Genomic DNA, 16,142 nt, shown 5'->3' on the forward strand with positions numbered 1-16,142 from the left:
GGAGGCGAGCTGCTGGAGCGGCGTCGGCGTGCCGTAGTACTCCGCGGTGATCTTCTGGAACATCGACGGGTGCGCCCGACCGGTGCGGATGGCCGCGAAGTCCTCGCGGGTGACCTCCACGGCCTTGTCCATCTTCTGGCCGGCCTCGTTGAGCGTCTCGTTGATCACCGCTGCTCCTTCTCATCATCAGTTGAACGTCGGGCGGGGCTGTGCTCACCCGGGCCGCCCCGCAGGCCCTCGGGGTTCAGACAGTCCGCGAGACCGTCGTACCGATCTTCTCACCTGCGACGACGCGGGCGATGTTGCCCTCCTCGGACAGGTTGAACATGATCATGCTCAGGTCGTTGTCGCGGCTCAGGCTGACCGACGTGGCGTCGGCGACCTTCAGGCCGCGGGCGAGGAACTCGTCGTAGGTGAGGCTGTCGAACTTCACCGCGTCGCTGTGGACGTGCGGGTCGGCGTCGTACACGCCGTCCACGCCCTGCTTGCCCATGAGGATCACCTCGGCGCCGATCTCGAGGGCACGCTGCGCGGCGACGGTGTCGGTGGAGAAGTACGGCATGCCCGCGCCGGCGCCGAAGATGACCACGCGCCCCTTCTCGAGGTGGCGGATCGCGCGGCGCGGGATGTAGGGCTCCGCGACCTGCCCCATGGTGATCGCGGTCTGGACGCGGGTCTCGACGCCGAGCTTCTCCAGGAAGTCCTGCAGGGCGAGGCAGTTCATGACGATGCCGAGCATCCCCATGTAGTCGGCGCGGACCCGGTCCATGCCGCGCTGCTGCAGCTCGGCGCCGCGGAAGAAGTTGCCGCCGCCGGTGACGATCGCGACCTGGACGCCGCTGCGCACCACCTCGGCGACGTCGCGGGCGATGGTGTTGACGACGTCGGGGTCGACGCCGACCCGTCCGCCGCCGAAGACCTCCCCGGAGAGCTTGAGCAGCACACGCTGGTACTGGGTCATGGTGCGTCCTTCCGAGAGGGAGTGGGCGGCCGGACGTGCGAGGAGGCCGGTCCGCTCGACCTGTGGTGGGGATTCAAGCGGACCGGCCTCCTTCGACGTCCACGCGAACCTAGCGGATCGCGAGCGTCATGAGCAGCCCTGGCTGGTCGGGTGGGGCTGGTCGGGTGGTGCAGTGCTGCGGGTGGAGCGGGTCAGGCGCCGACCTCGAAGCGGGCGAAGCGGGTGACCGTGGTGCCGGCGGCGTCCAGGACCTGCTTGACCGACTTCTTGGCCTCGAAGACCGACTCCTGGTCCAGGAGCACGATCTCCTTGAAGAAGGCGTTGATGCGACCCTCGACGATCTTGGTGACGGCAGCCTCGGGCTTGCCCTCCTCGAGCGTCTTCTTGGTCAGCACGTCCTTCTCGGCCTCCACGACGTCGGCCGGGACCTGGTCGCTGGTGAGGTACTGCGCCTTGAGGGCGGCAGCCTGCTGCGCGGCCTGGCGGGCGGCGGCCTCGTCGCCCTCGTACTCGACGAGCACGCCGAGGGTCGGGGGCAGGTCGGAGGCCTTCTTGTGTAGGTAGACCGTGGTGTTGCCCTCGAAGTAGGCGACCTCGCCGAGCTCGATCTTCTCGCCGATGGTGCGGGCGAGCTCCTCGACGGTCTCGCCCACGGTGGAGTCACCGAGGGAGACGGCCTTGAGGGCCTCGGCGTCGCCGACCTTGTGGGCGTCGGCGGCGTCGGCGATCTGCTGGGCGGCGTTGATGAACGCCTCGTTCTTGGCCACGAAGTCGGTCTCGGCCCGCAGGCTGATCAGGGCGTTGCCGGAGGCAGCGACCAGACCGGCCGAGGCCTCACGCTCGGCGGCGCGGGCGGCAGCCTTGGCCGCGCCCTTGACCCGGAGCAGCTCGACGGCCTTGTCGAAGTCACCGTCGGACTCGTCGAGGGCCTTCTTGCAGTCCATCATCCCGGCCTGGGTGAGCTCGCGGAGCTTCTTCACGTCGGCAGCGGTGTATGCCATGTGTACTCGTCGTCCTTGCGTCGTGAGTGGAAAGGGCGGGCGGGACCGTCAGGCCTTGGCCTCGTCGGCGGCGGGCGCCTCGGCGGCCTCCGCGGACTCGGCGGCCTCAGCAGCCTCGGGGGCAGCGGCCTCGGCGGCGGCGTCGGACGCGGCAGCCTCGGAGGAGGCACCGGTCGCCTCGGACGCGGCCTCGCCGTCGGCGGAGGTCGCGGTCTCGGCGGCCTTCTCGGCGTCACCGGCGAGGAGCTCGCGCTCCCACTCGGCCAGCGGCTCCGCGGCACCGTTCTCGGCACCCTCGGTCTTGGCGCCGGCACCCGAGCGAGCGATGAGACCCTCGGCGACGGCGTCGGCGACCACGCGGGTCAGCAGGCCGACGGCGCGGATCGCGTCGTCGTTGCCCGGGATCGGGAAGTCGACCTCGTCGGGGTCGCAGTTGGTGTCCAGGATGCCGATGATCGGGATCCGGAGCTTGCGGGCCTCCTCGACGGCGAGGTGCTCCTTCTTGGTGTCGACGATCCACACCGCGGAGGGGGTGCGGCTCATCTCGCGGATGCCGCCCAGGGTCTTGTCGAGCTTGTCGCGCTCCCGCTTCATCTGCAGGAGCTCCTTCTTGGTGCGACCGGAGCCCGCGACGTCGTCGAAGTCGACCAGGTCGAGCTCCTTGAGGCGGTTGATCCGCTGGTGCACGGTCTGGAAGTTGGTGAGCATGCCGCCCAGCCAGCGCTGGTTGACGTAGGGCATCCCGACGCGGGTCGCCTGCTCGGCGATCGCCTCCTGGGCCTGCTTCTTGGTGCCCACGAACATCACGGTGCCGCCCTTGGCGACGGTCTCCTTGATGAAGGCGTACGAGCGGTCGATGTAGGACAGCGACTGCTGCAGGTCGATGATGTAGATGCCGTTGCGCTCGGTCATGATGAAGCGCTTCATCTTCGGGTTCCAGCGACGGGTCTGGTGTCCGAAGTGGACGCCGCTCTCGAGGAGCTGGCGCATGGTCACGACTGCCATGAGGGGTTCTCTCCTGTGGTGGGCCCGCCACCGTGCGCGCGACCTTGGCAGCCCGCCTCGCGGCGGACCAGGACGCACCGGTGTGGATCCGGTTGGTTTCCAGTTGCTGCTCACCGACGGGTGCCGGCTCGCCCTGACGCCCACGCGCGACCCCACCCGGAGGACCGGGACCGGGAGTCGGCGCCCACGGGTGGTCGCCCTGCCGGAGAGGCGGGACGTCGTGGTCTGCAGACGTGCGAAGTCAATCCCTGAGGATTGCGTCGGCCAGCGTACGCCGTCGGCGACGCGCACCGCCAATCCGGCACGTGGCCGCCGCCGGGAGGCCGAGCGTCACCACCAGGGCGGCAGCGGCGACGCTGGCAGCACCGGCGTCGAGGCGACGGGCACGGGCCGGGTCGCCGTGGCCGGGACGCCGGTCGGGACCGCCCCGTCCAGGAGCGGCAGCAGCCGGACCGGCCCGAGCCCGACCAGGCGCAGGGGGTCGAGGTACGTCGTGCCCTCGAGCCAGCCCCAGTGCAGGCAGCTGCGCGGGGCGCAGTGCGACCCGGCGGCCTCCAGCACGCCCAGGCGCTCCCCGGCCACGACGGGGTCGCCCACGGCCAGGTCGGCGGCCGCGGCCACGGGCTGGTAGGTCGTGCGGGTCGCCCCGTGGGAGACGACCACGACACCGCGACCCGCCAGCACCCCGGCGTACGACACGGTGCCCGGGAGGGCCGAGCGGACCACCTGGCCGGGGCGACCGAGCAGGTCCACGCCCCGGTGACCGGCGCCCCAGGGGGTCGCCGGCGGGTCGAAGCCGTGCACGACCTCGGGGTCGGGGCGAAGCGGCCAGGTGCCCACCGGGTCGACAGCCTCGTCCGTCGCCACCCCGGCACCGGGCAGGGCACGCGCTGTGCCGGCGTCAGGAGGTGCGGCGGTGGCGGGCGCGACGAGAAGGGACATGGTGAGGAGGACGGTCAGCAGGGAACGCACCTGCAAAGGCTCTCCGCTGACGACCACCCACGGTGGGCACGGTGTGCGTCCTGGGGACGACGCGTGTGGAGCCGTGGCTTGTGGACGGCCGGCGGGCACGTCGCCCACCAGGCAGGGTCGGCAGGAGCGACGGTCCTGCCCGTCCGGCCTCAGGCGCGGGGATGGGCCTGCTGGTAGGCGCGACGCAGCCGGTCGGTGGTGACGTGGGTGTACAGCTGTGTCGTGGCCAGCGACGCGTGGCCCAGCAGCTCCTGGACCGATCGCAGGTCCGCGCCACCCTCGAGCAGGTGGGTCGCCGCCGTGTGCCGCAGCCCGTGCGGCCCGATGTCGGGGGCGCCCGGGACCTCGGCGATCCGCCGGTGCACCAGGGTGCGCACGGTCCGGGGGTCCAGGCGACCGCCTCGGGCCCCGAGGAAGAGCGCCGGACCGGAGTGCGGGGCGAGCAGTGCGGGACGGCCACGGCGCAGCCACAGCCGGAGGGCGAGGTCGGCGGGTCGTCCGTAGGGCACGGTGCGTTCCTTGCGCCCCTTGCCGAGCACGCGCAGGACGTGCCGTTCGGTGTCGAGGTCGTCGACGTCGAGACCGCACAGCTCCCCCACGCGCACCCCGGTGGCGTAGAGCAGCTCCAGCACCGCGACGTCCCTCAGCCCGATCGGGCTGCCGTCGTCGGCGTGCTCCGCGGCCGCGTGCACCCGCGCCTCGGCCTCGTCCTTGCGCAGGACGGGAGGCAGCACCCGGTGCGCCCGCGGACTGGCCAGGCTGGAGCCGGGGTCGGCCGGCACCCGGCCGGTGCGGGCGAGCCACGCCGTGAACACGCGCGCCGCCGTGGCACGCCGGGCCAGCGTCGTGCGGCTGCGGCCCAGCGACTGCTGCTGGGCCAGCCAGCTGCGCAGGGTCCGCAGCTCGAGGGTGCCCAGCTCCGTGTGGCCGAGCCGCCGGGCGTGCTCGAGCAGGCTCCCCACGTCGGTGAGGTAGGCCCGCACGCTGTGGGCCGAGAGGTCCCGCTCGGCCTCGAGGTGGCGGCGGTAGTCGGCCAGGACCTGGGTGAACGCGGCGGGGAGGGCGTCGGTCGTCCCTTCCTCCTCGCTCACCCGGTCGAGTCTAGGAAGGGTTGGCCGGGTGCTCGGGGATCCGCGTCGGCGAGGCGCCAGCCCACGCCCTCGCGCTGCACGTAGCCCTGCTCGGCCAGCACGAGCAGCGTGCCCCGCACCTCCAACGGCGCCAGCCCGGCGGTCCCCGCGATGGAGAAGTCGTCGGCCGGCCGCCGCAGAGGCACCGCCTCCAGCACCTGGCGCTGCCGGTGGGTCAGCCGGTCCCGCGGGCCGTCCGCTCCACGGATCCGCGCCGTCGTGCGCTCTCCCGCCGGCGCGAGCGTCTCCAGCAGCTCCTCGGAACGGGTCACCACCAGCGCAGCGTCCTCCCGCAGCATCTGGTGCACCCCGGCCGACTGGGCACTGGTGACCGGGCCCGGGACGCCCATGAGGTGTCGGTGCAGGCGGCCGGCCCAGTTGGCGGTGTTGAGGGCTCCGCTGCGCACGGCCGCCTCGACCACGACCGTGCCCTGGGTGAGCGCGGCGATCAGCCGGTTGCGGCTGAGGAACCGGATCCGGGTCGGCGCCCCTCCCGGCACCGTCTCGGAGACGATGCAGTGCTCTTCGGCGAGGTGGTCGATGAGCCGGGCATGGGCCTGGGGGTAGACCCGGTCGGCGCCGCAGGCGAGCACCCCGACCGTGCGGCCACCACCCGCGATCGCCCCGCGGTGGGCGGCCTGGTCGATGCCGAAGGCCGCCCCGGACACGACGGTCCACCCCGCGTCCGCCGCGCCGACCGCGAGGCGGGCCGTCGTGTCGGTGCCGTACGTCGTCGCAGCGCGGGCCCCGACGAGCGCGACGGAGGCGTCCAGCTCGTCGAGCCCCAGCGGTCCGCGCACCCACAGCCCCAGGGGCCGGCCGCCGTGGCGGCCGACGGGCGCTGCCCGGACCAGGTCGTCGAGCCGGACGGGCCACTCGGAGTCGCCGGGGACGACGAACCGGAGCCCGGCGCGGTGGGCCTGCTCGAGGGCGCGCTCCGGCTCCAGGGCACCGATCCGCGCCGCCGCGTCGATGCCGAGGCCCTCGAGGTCCAGGCCGCGGAGCAGCCCGTCGTGGACGACGGCGGCACCCAGGTCGTCGACCAGCCCGGACACCCGCGGGTCCCCCGGCTCGGTCAGGTGCGCGACCGCCACCCGGTGCAGCCGGTCCTCGTCCACCGCCGGGTCGACCCGGCGCCCGCTCACGGCGCTCATGCGCTGCACGCCCGACCGCGGACGGTGGAGTCCAGCAGCGGCCGGCCCTGCCGCAGCCGCAAGGCGACGTCGAGCGCCGCCGGGCCCGGGGCCCCGGTCGAGGACGGGTCCAGGTCGTGCACGGTCCAGGCCAGCCGGTGCACGCGCACGGCACCGCGGTTGGTCAACGCTCCCTTGACCACGTGCTCGTCGAGGGTGCGGGTGGCCGACGCCGTGAGCGGCCAACGGTCGCGCAGCGCCACTCCGGTCGCGTGCGCGTTGAGCCGCCAGCCGGTGTCGGCGTACCGCTCGGCCTGCCGGGCCCGCGCGGCCTCCACCCGGGCCCGGACGGTGGCGGAGTCCTCGCGGGCGGCGAAGCGGTCGACCCGCTGGTGTGGGCTGAGCGGCTGGACGTGCCGGGTGATGTCGATCCGGTCGGCGACCGGGCCGGTGAGGCGCGAGCGGTACTCCCGCAGCGCCACCGGCTTGCAGCGGCAGGTGTCCTTGCCGACGTCGGGGCGGTGCTCGCCGCAGGGGCATGGGTTGGCCGCGACGACGAGGATCGTCCTGGCCGGCAGGGTCACCAGCTCCTCGGCCCGGGCAACGGTGATCTCGCCGTTCTCCAGCGGCTCGCGCAGCGCCTCGATCACGTCACGGCGGAAGAGCGGGAACTCGTCGAGCAGGAGCACCCCGGCGTGGGTGCGGCTCAGCTCGCCCGGACGGACCTGGCCGGAGCCGCCGCCCACGATGCTGGTCTTGCTGGCGTCGTGGTGGGGCGCGGAGTACGGCGGGCGCACGATCATCCCCGCACCGGGGTCGAGGACACCGGCCAGCGAGTGGATCGCGGTGAGCTCCAGCGACTCCTCCGGCGCCAGGTCCGGCAGGATCGTGGGGATCCGCTCGGCCAGCGTCGTCTTCCCGGCACCCTTGGGCCCGGACAGCATCAAGTGGTGACCGCCGGCGGCGGCGACCTCCAGGGCGTACCGGGCGTCGTCCATCCCCAGCACGTCGGCGAGGTCGACGTCCTCGTGGCGCGAGGAACCGCGCCAGTGCAGCAGGTTGGCGCCGGCGGAGCGGACGACCGGTGGTGCCTCCGGCAGGGGCTGCCCGGAGAGGACCGCGATGGCCTGGGCCAGTGACCGCACCCCGAAGACGGTGGTGCCCGGGACCATCATCGCCTCCTCGGCCTGCGGCTCCGGGACCACGACGGTGGTGATGCCGTGCTCGCGGGCCGTAAGGACCATCGGGAGCACGCCGCGGACGCTGCGCAGGCTTCCGTCGAGGGTCAGCTCACCCACGAACAGGCAGTGCGCCAGCAGCTCGGGGGCGATGCTCCCCTCGGCCGCGAGCACCGCCAGGGCGATGCCGAGGTCGTGGTGGGTGCCGCGCTTGTGCAGGTCGGCCGGCGACAGCAGCACGGTCACGCGCTTGGTCGCGGGCCAGTCGAGCTCGGAGTTGATGATGGCCATGCGCACCCGGTCGCGGGCCTCGCCCAGCGCCTGGTCGACCCGGCCCACCAGGTCGACCCGCACCTGTCCCGGCGAGACGTCGGCCTGGATGGTGACGAGGTGCCCCACGGCGCCGTCGAGGGAGACGGTGCGGGCGGTCGCGACCGGCATCAGAGCAGCCCCCGCACGTGCTCGACCCGCGCTGCGCCCCGGCGGGGGTGGTGCACGGCGACCAGGTCGAGGCGCACGTCCTCGGCGCGGATCCCGTGCTCGACCTGCCAGCGTTCCGCCAGCCGCTGGAGCCGCTCCAGCTTCACCGGGGTGATCGCCTCGTGCGGCCCGGACCCGTCCTCACCGGTCCGGGTCTTCACCTCGCACACGACCAGCACCGCGCCCTCGCGCAGCACCAGGTCGAGCTCACCTTCCGGGCAGCGCCAGTTGCGGTCCAGCACCTCCAGACCCGCCGCCTCCAGGTGCTGGGCCGCCACCCGCTCACCGTACGCCCCGAGGGCCTGCCGTGCCGTTCGTCCGTCCTGGGTCATCGCCCACCTCCTGGGAGGGAGCCTGACCCGGGCACGAGGGCTCGTGGCCGGCTAGAACGGGTCCTGGGGAAGACCGGTTCCGGAAACCGTCCTGTGGATGTCTCGCGGTTCAGCTCAGGGAGCGACGCAGAGCAGCGGGTCGACTGGCACGTTCTCGACCCGGTTGGTGGCCGACTGGGTCACCACGCCACCCGAGGGCAGCGGTACCAGGCCGATGTCGAGCGACTGGATGGTGACGGTGACCGTGACCAAGGCGCCGCGCTTGGCAGTGTTCGTAGCGTTGTGGTAACGGTACACCACGGAGGGCGCGAGGGTTCCGACGGCGGGACCGCCCGCTCGGTCTTGGGCCTCGGCGACCGTGCACGTGGGGTCGGTGCCCACGATCAGACGACGTGCCGCCTCGCGGGCCGACGCTGCGGCGGTCTGCATAGCCCAGTAGTGGTAGCCGTACTGGACCACTCCCACCAGGATCAGCAGCACCAGTGGGACCACCAGCGCGAACTCCACCACGACACTCCCGCGGTCGCAGCGTCGGGGCCCGCTCACTCGACGAGCCTGACGATGCGAGGGCCGACGCCGAGGTACTCGGCCTCGGGACCTGCGTAGTCCGCTGGGACGGCGGGCAGGGCGTCCGGGGTGATCGACATGAAGCGGACCGCCGACAGGTCGCCGGAGGCGCCCACCATCAGTCCGTTCTGATCGGTCAGCCCTGGCTGCAGGAGCGTCGTCATCGCGCTGTCGAGGAGGGTGAGTGCGCTGGACAGGGTCGGGAACAGCGACGACAGCAGGCCGCTGTCGAGGAGCGGAAGCACGCCGCTCAGGGCGGAGGCCTGCGTGATGAAGATCGGACGGAACGTGACGATGGGATAGTCCCCGGCCTGTACAGCCGACACCGCCCCCGCCGTGGAGACGACCGCCACCCACATGAAGCGGTGGGAGTTGTAGAGGTCTCGGGAGAGGTTGGACTCCGGGGTGACCACCGGGAGCCCCGTGCCGAGGTAAGTGTCGAGGTTGAAGAACGTGTCTGAGGTCAGCAGCGAGGTGTTCTCGACGAAGTCGGTGAAGAGGTCGTTGTTGAGAGCAACCCCGTTGAACGTGAAGGACTTCCCGGGCCGGCAGGGATGATCGCTTGTACAGGCCAGCCGTCCGTCGCTGCCGATCATGCCGGGCGTGAAGCCTGCTTCGTAGGCGTTGCTCATGTTCGTGACCACACAGCTCGGCGTCTGGCCCGGCTGGACCCCATTGGTGTCTTTCACGTCGGTCCCAGCGCACTCGGTGAGGTCGAGGAGCGTGGTGAGCTGGCTGAGCGAGAGGTTGTTCAGGCTGGTCCCCCGGGAGACCAGGCTCGGATGCTGGTTGAGCAAGTGGTCGATGCCCTCCTGCAGGTTCTGCACGAAGTTGATGTTGGCCTGGGTCCCACCGCGAGGTGACTTGAGCAGACGTCCGCAGGAGACAGCTGTCGGTGTCACCAGCGCGTCGACGTCGAAGGTCGAGGTGTCTGAGGAGTAGGTACGGCTGACCGGAGCACCAAGAGTGGTGAGGTTCTCGACCACCACCTTGACCTGCCAGCTCCCGGTGGTCGCAGCCACCGCCGCGGGAACCGGCACAGGGATATGGCCGACCCGGCGTCGGTTGTTACCGCCGTCGAGCACGAGAGCCCCAGTGACCTCCTGGGTCACGGCAGTGGGTCCCTCGCCTTGGCGGAAGACCACGACGTAGCGCTGGTGGGAGCCCAGCGTCGGCCACTGACTGCCGCTCACCTGGACCGTCGGCGTGGTGCCCAGGAGCTGTTGGGGGATCCGGCCCGGAGCGATCCCATTGAGCCGGGGATCGTCGGCGTAGCTCATCGCAGAGGGCCAGGTGGTGGTGGCCGAGACGGTGCCGCCGCCCTGGTGGGTGGTGGAGATGTAGCCGAACGGCACTCCTGCCCCCCCCAGGACGTTGGCGCCGACGTCGAGCAAGCAGTCCAGCGAGAGAGCCATCGGCGCCAGCATTCCCGGTGAGGTCACCCTCGCGGTGGCAGACTTCCGCTGGGTCGTGCCGTCGGCGCCCGCCACCTGACCAAACCCGAACTCCACGCGGGCCCACGGCGTCACGACCTTCACCTGGTTTCGGGCGGGGAAAGTGACCATCCCGTCGTCGAGCAGCCGGTCGGCGTAGGCGTCCAAGGTCACGGACGAGGCGTCCGCGGGACACGCCGGGATCGAGGCGTCGAGCTGCCGTTGACCCAACACCGTGTGGCAAGCGAAGTAGTAGGCGACACCCTTGGCCAGCTCCAGCTGGTCAGCAGCGCTGTCGGCGGGCAGGAAGGCGGCGGCGTACGTCGCCGCTCGGTCGGCCTGCACCTGCAGCTGTCCTCGACGTGCCCAGGTGTTGCCGATGTCGACGGCAAGGCCGGCGACCACCAGCAGGACGACACTGACCAGCGCCGTCAGCACCGCGATGGCGCCGTGCTCGTTCTTCCGCTCTCGGCGCGGGAGGGACCGGGCGCTCATGTGCACACCGCGTCGGTGACGGTCACGTCCTCGAGACGCTGGCTGAAGTCCGTCACGATCGACCCGCCGCCCGGCAGGGGGATGAGGGAGGCCAGGCCCCCGACGAGTGGAGTCTCGATGTGGATGTCGACCACGACACCCACGTCGGGCAGCACCTCGACCACGCTCACGGTCACGTCGCTGACTTCGATACCGACCAAACTCGCGTCGAGGTCGCCGACGACGTCCACGACAGTGCTCGCCACACGGTCTTTCAGCCCTTGGCACGTGAACTCGCCGGCAACACCCCCCACCGGGACGCCCGGCGCCAGGGTGTCCACCCGCTGGGCGCGGAAGAAGTAGTCGCCCCAGGTGACCACTCCGAGGAGCAACGGGACCAGGAGAGCAGCGATGACGAGGGCGGCCTCGACGGCGACTGCACCCTCCTCCGAAGCGCGTCGTGAGCGCGACACGGTCAGGTCCTGCACGGTCCGGCACCTCCCGCAGCCCGAAGACCCCAAGTCGCCTATCGGCCTCTGTGCTGGGCGGCTGAGGATTTCGATCCAGCCCGTTCTGAGGTCCCCGGTCCAGTCATCCATGCTGAGATCTGTCCCTCGCCCGGTGCCTCGAGGGCCTTCGAGGCAGGAGCGAGGGAAGGCCAGGCGTGATCATCTCGGCCGAGCTGGCGGCGGCACCGCGGTCACCTCGGAACGCTCAGCCGCGCAGCGCCACCGAGTTGCAGGATGGCCGCGGCAGGGGGAAGACGTCCGCGCCCGCCACCGTGAGGCCGAGCGTCGGTCCCAGGATGTCTCCGACAAGCCAATTGACCAGTTGAAGCGCGGGATTCACAACTGCCGTGACCAGCACGGGCAGCAGTCGACCTGTCACCTCTGTGAGGATCGCCGACAGAAGGGGTTCGAGGACCTCGCGCGCGAGGAACCCGAATCCAGCGAGATCCACCGCACCGTCGGTGATCGCAATCGCGGGGTAGCCCGCGACGGAAACGCTGCCGTTGACCCGCAGGGCGAGGCTACTGGGCACCAGCCCGCTCACGAGGTCGCCGGAACCGAAGCGCAACGCGTCCCCGTACGACTGCGGTGGGGTGCGGAACTGCTGAACCGGAGTCCAGGGCGGCTGCATCGTCTGGACCGGCCCGGCGAGCGACACCGAGAGGTCCAGACTGGCCGCGGGCGCTCCGGGGAGAATGCTCAGGACGTCAGTCCGAACCCGAACTGGGGCCAAGCCCACGGTGGCGGCTGCCAACGACGACGCCACCGACACGTCGATACCCTCTGCTTCGGCCGGACCCGCCGCTGTGCCGCACTTGATGTCCACCAGGGTGGCAATGGACTCCGCAGCGCTCACGCCGACGTCGACGCGCACCGGGTCGATGCGAAGGTTGGCCAGGGGGTTGGAGCCCAGCAGGCCGCCCACGGCCCCCGCGTTCACACTCGTGGCGACCCCTAGGTTCACGTCCACACCGGCGGTCCTGACCCTGAGGCCCCGCGGGCCGCACCCCCGACGGGGCCGCGGCAGGACCCCCACGGTGCCGGTGACATCGACCGCCGGCGACAGGGCACCCAGGCCACCCGGCAGTGCTCCGGTGCTCACCGCCAGATCGGGCACATCGATGGCGTACTGCCCGTTGGCGACCTCCACCGCGGCCACCACGAGGTCCAGGACGTTGACGGAGGTGGTCAGCGCCGTCTGTCCACCTTGGGTGATCCCCAACAACGTTCCCAGCGTCAGATCGTCGAGAAGTCCGAGGTCGACCGCCACGCCGATCTTCGCGACCAGCGCGCGAAGGTCGGCGAGTACGGACGCCGAGACCTCGTCGTCCGAGGTCGACAGAGCGGTGACAGCGGCATCGAGGATCGTCGCGACGCTCAACTCGGTCGCGAGGACCTGGTCGGCGTCGGCGACCGTCAGGGTGTCGACATTCACCAGCGGCAGGCCGTCGATCAGTTCGAGCAGCGTGATCTCGCTGGCAGCCAGACCCTGGTAGCCGGCAGCGCTGAGGTTGACCGACGACCCCAGGAGTCGTCCGAGCAACGCATTGAGCAGGACGGACTGGCCTGTGTCCAGGCCAGCAGCGTACGAGCCGACTGCCAGGCAAGCCACCGGCTGGGCGTCAGCGATCGCGGTTCGCCGGGCGCTGCCGGACTCGACCCCGATGACCCGCGCGAACCCGAAGTCGATCGAACCGACGGCCTCGATCAGCACAGCGTCAGGCACCGCACCGGGAGGAACCGGCTTGAGCGCGCCGCCGACCCGCTCGGGCACGATCGCACCGTTTCCGTCCGAGGTCAGGAAGACCAGCGTCGGAGTGACGCGCACGATCTCCCCTAACGAGCTTCCGTTGCGCGCCACGGACGCGGAGACCGCCGCACTGAGCGACGGCAGGCCGTCCGTCGGCAGCGGGGCCAGGACCCGACTGGCCGGTCGACCGTCGAGGACCCGGGCCGCATCCAACGCGACCACATCGGCCAGGGCCTGCATGTCGGCCCGGACCACGCGCTGGCGACCGAGGTCCACCGCGAACGCCGCGCTCACCAGCAGCACTAGGGCCAAGGCCGCAGCCATTACCGCAACGGCACCGGCCTCGTCTCGGGTCGCGGCACGGCGGCGCACTGCCCGCGTCAGCGCCTGGAACACGGCCGTCACGGGGCATCCACCTGGTTCACCTGGACCGTCGAGGTGTACGTCAAGGTCTCAGGGAGGGCAAACCCGAACACGAACTTGGGCTTGCTCGGGTCGGCGGCGTAGTCCCAGCGCACGCTCACCTCCAGACAACGACAGCCCGGCGGACTCGCGGTCGAGCACGTCAAGAAGTCGGCGTCGTCCGCGCACGTCGCGTCGAGTGTCGAGCCCACCGCCGCGAAGGCGATCGCCTGGCGATTCGACGTTGCCGGCGCCACGGCGGCGGCACGCGCCCCCTCGGCTGCCGCTTGACTCAAGGACTGGCGAAAGCTGAGTAGGTAGCCGTAGCTGATGATGCCGAAGACAAGGGTGAGCAGCAGCGGCACGACGAGTGCGAACTCGACTGCCGCGGCACCGCGCTCCCTCCGCGCCGGGCGCCAGGTCACCATGCTCTACCTCGACTTCGAAACCCGAGACGGTCTCTCCCGCCCCTCACAGTACGGAAGGGGGACGTCGGAAGTGGGGGTTCGTGACGCAATATGGCCCAGGTGGACTAGACGGTCGACCCGTTCGCACCCTCAGCCGGTCGTCGGCGCGGCCGACGGGAGGGGGATCAGGACTGCGGCGGCTCGAAGTCGGAGGCCTGCAGCTCTTCGACGTTGACGTCCTTGAAGGTCAGGACCTTCACGTTCTTGGCGAAGCGGGCCGGCCGGTACATGTCCCACACCCACGCGTCGCTCATCGAGACCTCGAAGAAGACGTCGCCCTGCTCGGTGCGCGCCTTCACGTCGACCTGGTTGCACAGGTAGAAGCGCCGGTCGGTCTCGACGACGTACTTGAAGATCCCGACGACGTCGCGGTACTCCCGGTAGAGCGTCAGCTCCATCTCGGTCTCGTACTTCTCGAGGTCCTCGGCGCTCACGCCCTCGACTCTAGACGCTGGTCCTCCAGGCCGGCCGCGCGACGCACGTTGACGAAGCACATCCGGTGCACGGGCGAGGGCCCGTGCTCGGTGAGGGCAGCGGTGTGCGCCTCGGTGATGTAGCCCTTGTGCGTCCTGAAGTCGTACGCCGGCCACTGGCCGTCGAGGTCGTCCATGATGCGGTCGCGGGTGACCTTGGCGACCACGCTCGCGGCCGAGATGCACGCGGCCACGCGGTCCCCCTTCCACATCGCCAGACCGGGGACCCCCAGTCCGTCCACCGGGAAGCCGTCGGTCAGGACGTAGTCCGGCGCGACGTCGAGCAGCGCCACGGCGCGACGCAGGGCCTCGATGTTGGCCACGTGCATGCCCAGCCGGTCGCACTCGTCGTGCGGGACGACCACGACCGACCAGGCCAGCGCGCGGCGCACGACCTGCTCGTAGCAGCGTTCGCGGGCCCCGGCGGTCAGCAGCTTGGAGTCGGCCAGGCCCGGCACCACCCCGGCGCGCCCCGGGGGGAGCACCACGGCGCCCGCGACCAGCGGCCCGGCACAGGCACCGCGGCCCGCCTCGTCGACCCCGGCGACGTGGGTGATGCCGTGCCGGCGCAGGGCGCGCTCGTAGCCGTAGGGCCCGGCGTCACGCCGGACCGTGGCTCCCCGGGGCAGGACGGACACGGGAGCGCCCTACCGGGACCCGCTACCGGCGGTGTCGAGGGAGGAGGCGGCGGAGTCGGGCGCGTCGTCGGAGCGGTCGGGGACGTCGTCGAAGGCGTCGGTCTCCTGCGGGCCGCCGAAGTTCTCGAAGGGCCACACCGTGGTCCAGAGGCGACCGGTGACCAGCTCGACCGGCACGAACTCGTCACCGGGCACGCACTCGGTCTCGTCCTCCAGGCACAGGTGGACCGTGGAGTCGGCGGAGTTGACCCGGTTGTCCCCCATGACGAAGACCGTCCCCTCGGGCACGGGCCCGGCGGTCCAGTCGCAGTTGCCGGTCATCGGCCCCCGGCACTGGGCGGCCTTGTCCTCCAGCACGTAGGCGTCCTCGTCGAGGGCGACCCCGTTGACGGTGATGCGGCCTTCGACGTCGCAGCACTCGATGACGTCACCCGGGACACCGATGACGCGTTTGACCAGGTGCCCGCCGGTCGGCAGCAGGCCGATGCGGGCGAAGAACGAGCCCAACGGGTTGGTGGGCTCGCTGGCCTCGCCCGCCGTGAGCCAGCCGCCCGGGTCCTCGAAGACCACGACGTCGCCGCGCTCCGGCTCGCCGCCGAACCAGCCCGACCACTTCTCGACCAGGATCCGGTCGTCCTCCTCCAGGCCCGGCTCCATCGAGACCGAAGGGATGAAGAACGCCTGCACGAGGAACGTCTTGATCAGCAGGGCGAGCACCACCGCCCCGACGAGCAGGAGCACGGTCTCGGCCCACAGCGGCAGGCCCCGGGAACGGGACGAGCCCACGGACCTCGCGGTCGTGGGCTCGTCGCTGTCACTGGTCACGCGGGAAGTGTAAGGAGCAGGATGCTGCTTCCCCGCATCGACCTGCGAACGTGGGATCAGGCCTCGCGGCGCTCCTTGATCTTCGCCTTCTTGCCGCGCAGGTTGCGCAGGTAGTAGAGCTTGGCGCGACGCACGTCACCGCGGGTCACGACCTCGATCGTCTCGAAGATCGGGGAGTGCAGCGGGAAGGTGCGCTCGACGCCGACGCCGAAGGAGACCTTGCGGACGGTGAAGGTGCGGCCGATGCCGGAGCCGTGCACGCGGATGACCACGCCCTGGAAGATCTGGACGCGCGAGCGGTTGCCCTCGACGACCTTCACGTGGACCTTGATGGTGTCACCGGCGCGGAAGTCCGGGACGTCGTCGCGCTTGATGGCGCTGCCGATGTCGGCGATCACGTTCGTCATGATTC

General features: G+C 71.3%; 18 protein-coding genes. All 18 read right to left on the reverse strand.

Going from position 1 to position 16,142, the window contains the following annotated elements:
- On the reverse strand, window positions 1-168 hold a 168-nt coding region (locus Q1V71_RS00720), incomplete at its 3' end, for a ribosome recycling factor (RefSeq protein WP_300639423.1).
- 76 nt (window positions 169-244) lie between these two features.
- Window positions 245-961, reverse strand: a complete 717-nt coding sequence (gene pyrH, locus Q1V71_RS00725; protein ID WP_300639317.1) for a UMP kinase — start codon at window positions 959-961, stop codon at window positions 245-247.
- A 191-nt stretch (window positions 962-1,152) separates the two neighbouring features.
- Complete coding sequence (gene tsf, locus Q1V71_RS00730; protein WP_300639321.1) at window positions 1,153-1,962, reverse strand: translation elongation factor Ts; 810 nt, start codon at window positions 1,960-1,962, stop codon at window positions 1,153-1,155.
- A gap of 48 nt (window positions 1,963-2,010) precedes the next feature.
- Window positions 2,011-2,967, reverse strand: a complete 957-nt coding sequence (rpsB, locus tag Q1V71_RS00735; protein ID WP_300639324.1) for a 30S ribosomal protein S2 — start codon at window positions 2,965-2,967, stop codon at window positions 2,011-2,013.
- Between the two features lie 330 nt (window positions 2,968-3,297).
- Window positions 3,298-3,939 (reverse strand): M23 family metallopeptidase, encoded by a 642-nt coding sequence (locus Q1V71_RS00740; RefSeq protein ID WP_300639327.1) that lies wholly within the window; start codon window positions 3,937-3,939, stop codon window positions 3,298-3,300.
- A gap of 149 nt (window positions 3,940-4,088) precedes the next feature.
- Window positions 4,089-5,030, reverse strand: coding sequence for a tyrosine recombinase XerC (locus Q1V71_RS00745; protein WP_300639330.1), 942 nt, complete (start codon window positions 5,028-5,030; stop codon window positions 4,089-4,091).
- A complete protein-coding gene (gene dprA / locus Q1V71_RS00750) occupies window positions 5,027-6,223 on the reverse strand; it encodes a DNA-processing protein DprA (protein WP_300639333.1) in 1,197 nt (398 codons plus the stop codon). The genes Q1V71_RS00745 and dprA overlap by 4 nt, the downstream gene beginning before the upstream one ends.
- The gene (locus Q1V71_RS00755) at window positions 6,220-7,821 is read right to left on the reverse strand and encodes a YifB family Mg chelatase-like AAA ATPase (RefSeq protein ID WP_300639335.1); all 1,602 of its coding nucleotides are present in this window, start codon (window positions 7,819-7,821) and stop codon (window positions 6,220-6,222) included. Before Q1V71_RS00755 ends, dprA begins: the two co-directional genes overlap by 4 nt.
- Complete coding sequence (locus Q1V71_RS00760) at window positions 7,821-8,192, reverse strand: YraN family protein (RefSeq protein WP_292604556.1); 372 nt, start codon at window positions 8,190-8,192, stop codon at window positions 7,821-7,823. The genes Q1V71_RS00755 and Q1V71_RS00760 overlap by 1 nt, the downstream gene beginning before the upstream one ends.
- 114 nt (window positions 8,193-8,306) lie before the next feature.
- The gene (locus Q1V71_RS00765; RefSeq protein ID WP_292604554.1) at window positions 8,307-8,699 is read right to left on the reverse strand and encodes a TadE/TadG family type IV pilus assembly protein; all 393 of its coding nucleotides are present in this window, start codon (window positions 8,697-8,699) and stop codon (window positions 8,307-8,309) included.
- A gap of 35 nt (window positions 8,700-8,734) precedes the next feature.
- A complete protein-coding gene (locus tag Q1V71_RS00770) occupies window positions 8,735-10,687 on the reverse strand; it encodes a pilus assembly protein TadG-related protein (protein WP_300639341.1) in 1,953 nt (650 codons plus the stop codon).
- Window positions 10,684-11,265, reverse strand: coding sequence for a TadE/TadG family type IV pilus assembly protein (locus Q1V71_RS00775; RefSeq protein ID WP_300639344.1), 582 nt, complete (start codon window positions 11,263-11,265; stop codon window positions 10,684-10,686). Before Q1V71_RS00775 ends, Q1V71_RS00770 begins: the two co-directional genes overlap by 4 nt.
- A gap of 115 nt (window positions 11,266-11,380) precedes the next feature.
- Complete coding sequence (locus tag Q1V71_RS00780; RefSeq protein WP_292604549.1) at window positions 11,381-13,330, reverse strand: hypothetical protein; 1,950 nt, start codon at window positions 13,328-13,330, stop codon at window positions 11,381-11,383.
- Window positions 13,327-13,755 carry a TadE/TadG family type IV pilus assembly protein gene (locus Q1V71_RS00785; protein ID WP_292604547.1) on the reverse strand — a complete coding sequence of 143 codons (429 nt, stop codon included), beginning with the start codon at window positions 13,753-13,755 and terminating at the stop codon, window positions 13,327-13,329. Before Q1V71_RS00785 ends, Q1V71_RS00780 begins: the two co-directional genes overlap by 4 nt.
- Window positions 13,756-13,919: 164 nt before the next feature.
- Window positions 13,920-14,228 (reverse strand): DUF2469 domain-containing protein, encoded by a 309-nt coding sequence (locus tag Q1V71_RS00790; protein WP_300639348.1) that lies wholly within the window; start codon window positions 14,226-14,228, stop codon window positions 13,920-13,922.
- Window positions 14,225-14,905, reverse strand: a complete 681-nt coding sequence (locus Q1V71_RS00795) for a ribonuclease HII (RefSeq protein WP_300639350.1) — start codon at window positions 14,903-14,905, stop codon at window positions 14,225-14,227. Before Q1V71_RS00795 ends, Q1V71_RS00790 begins: the two co-directional genes overlap by 4 nt.
- Before the next feature lie 9 nt (window positions 14,906-14,914).
- Window positions 14,915-15,730, reverse strand: coding sequence for a signal peptidase I (gene lepB, locus Q1V71_RS00800; RefSeq protein ID WP_300639353.1), 816 nt, complete (start codon window positions 15,728-15,730; stop codon window positions 14,915-14,917).
- Window positions 15,731-15,786: 56 nt separating this feature from the next.
- Window positions 15,787-16,137 carry a 50S ribosomal protein L19 gene (gene rplS, locus Q1V71_RS00805; RefSeq protein WP_300639356.1) on the reverse strand — a complete coding sequence of 117 codons (351 nt, stop codon included), beginning with the start codon at window positions 16,135-16,137 and terminating at the stop codon, window positions 15,787-15,789.
- Window positions 16,138-16,142 lie beyond the last annotated feature (5 nt).

It is taken from the genome of Nocardioides sp. (genome assembly GCF_030149505.1).
GTDB lineage: Bacteria > Actinomycetota > Actinomycetes > Propionibacteriales > Nocardioidaceae > Nocardioides.

Coding starts and splice junctions, on each gene's coding strand:
- pyrH (WP_300639317.1), bottom strand. CDS start 961: ATGACCCAGTACCAGCGTGTGCTGCTCAAGCTCTCCGGGGAGGTCTTC.
- tsf (WP_300639321.1), bottom strand. CDS start 1,962: ATGGCATACACCGCTGCCGACGTGAAGAAGCTCCGCGAGCTCACCCAG.
- rpsB (WP_300639324.1), bottom strand. CDS start 2,967: ATGGCAGTCGTGACCATGCGCCAGCTCCTCGAGAGCGGCGTCCACTTC.
- dprA (WP_300639333.1), bottom strand. CDS start 6,223: ATGAGCGCCGTGAGCGGGCGCCGGGTCGACCCGGCGGTGGACGAGGAC.
- Q1V71_RS00755 (WP_300639335.1), bottom strand. CDS start 7,821: ATGCCGGTCGCGACCGCCCGCACCGTCTCCCTCGACGGCGCCGTGGGG.
- Q1V71_RS00760 (WP_292604556.1), bottom strand. CDS start 8,192: ATGACCCAGGACGGACGAACGGCACGGCAGGCCCTCGGGGCGTACGGT.
- Q1V71_RS00770 (WP_300639341.1), bottom strand. CDS start 10,687: ATGAGCGCCCGGTCCCTCCCGCGCCGAGAGCGGAAGAACGAGCACGGC.
- Q1V71_RS00775 (WP_300639344.1), bottom strand. CDS start 11,265: ATGGATGACTGGACCGGGGACCTCAGAACGGGCTGGATCGAAATCCTC.
- Q1V71_RS00785 (WP_292604547.1), bottom strand. CDS start 13,755: ATGGTGACCTGGCGCCCGGCGCGGAGGGAGCGCGGTGCCGCGGCAGTC.
- rplS (WP_300639356.1), bottom strand. CDS start 16,137: ATGACGAACGTGATCGCCGACATCGGCAGCGCCATCAAGCGCGACGAC.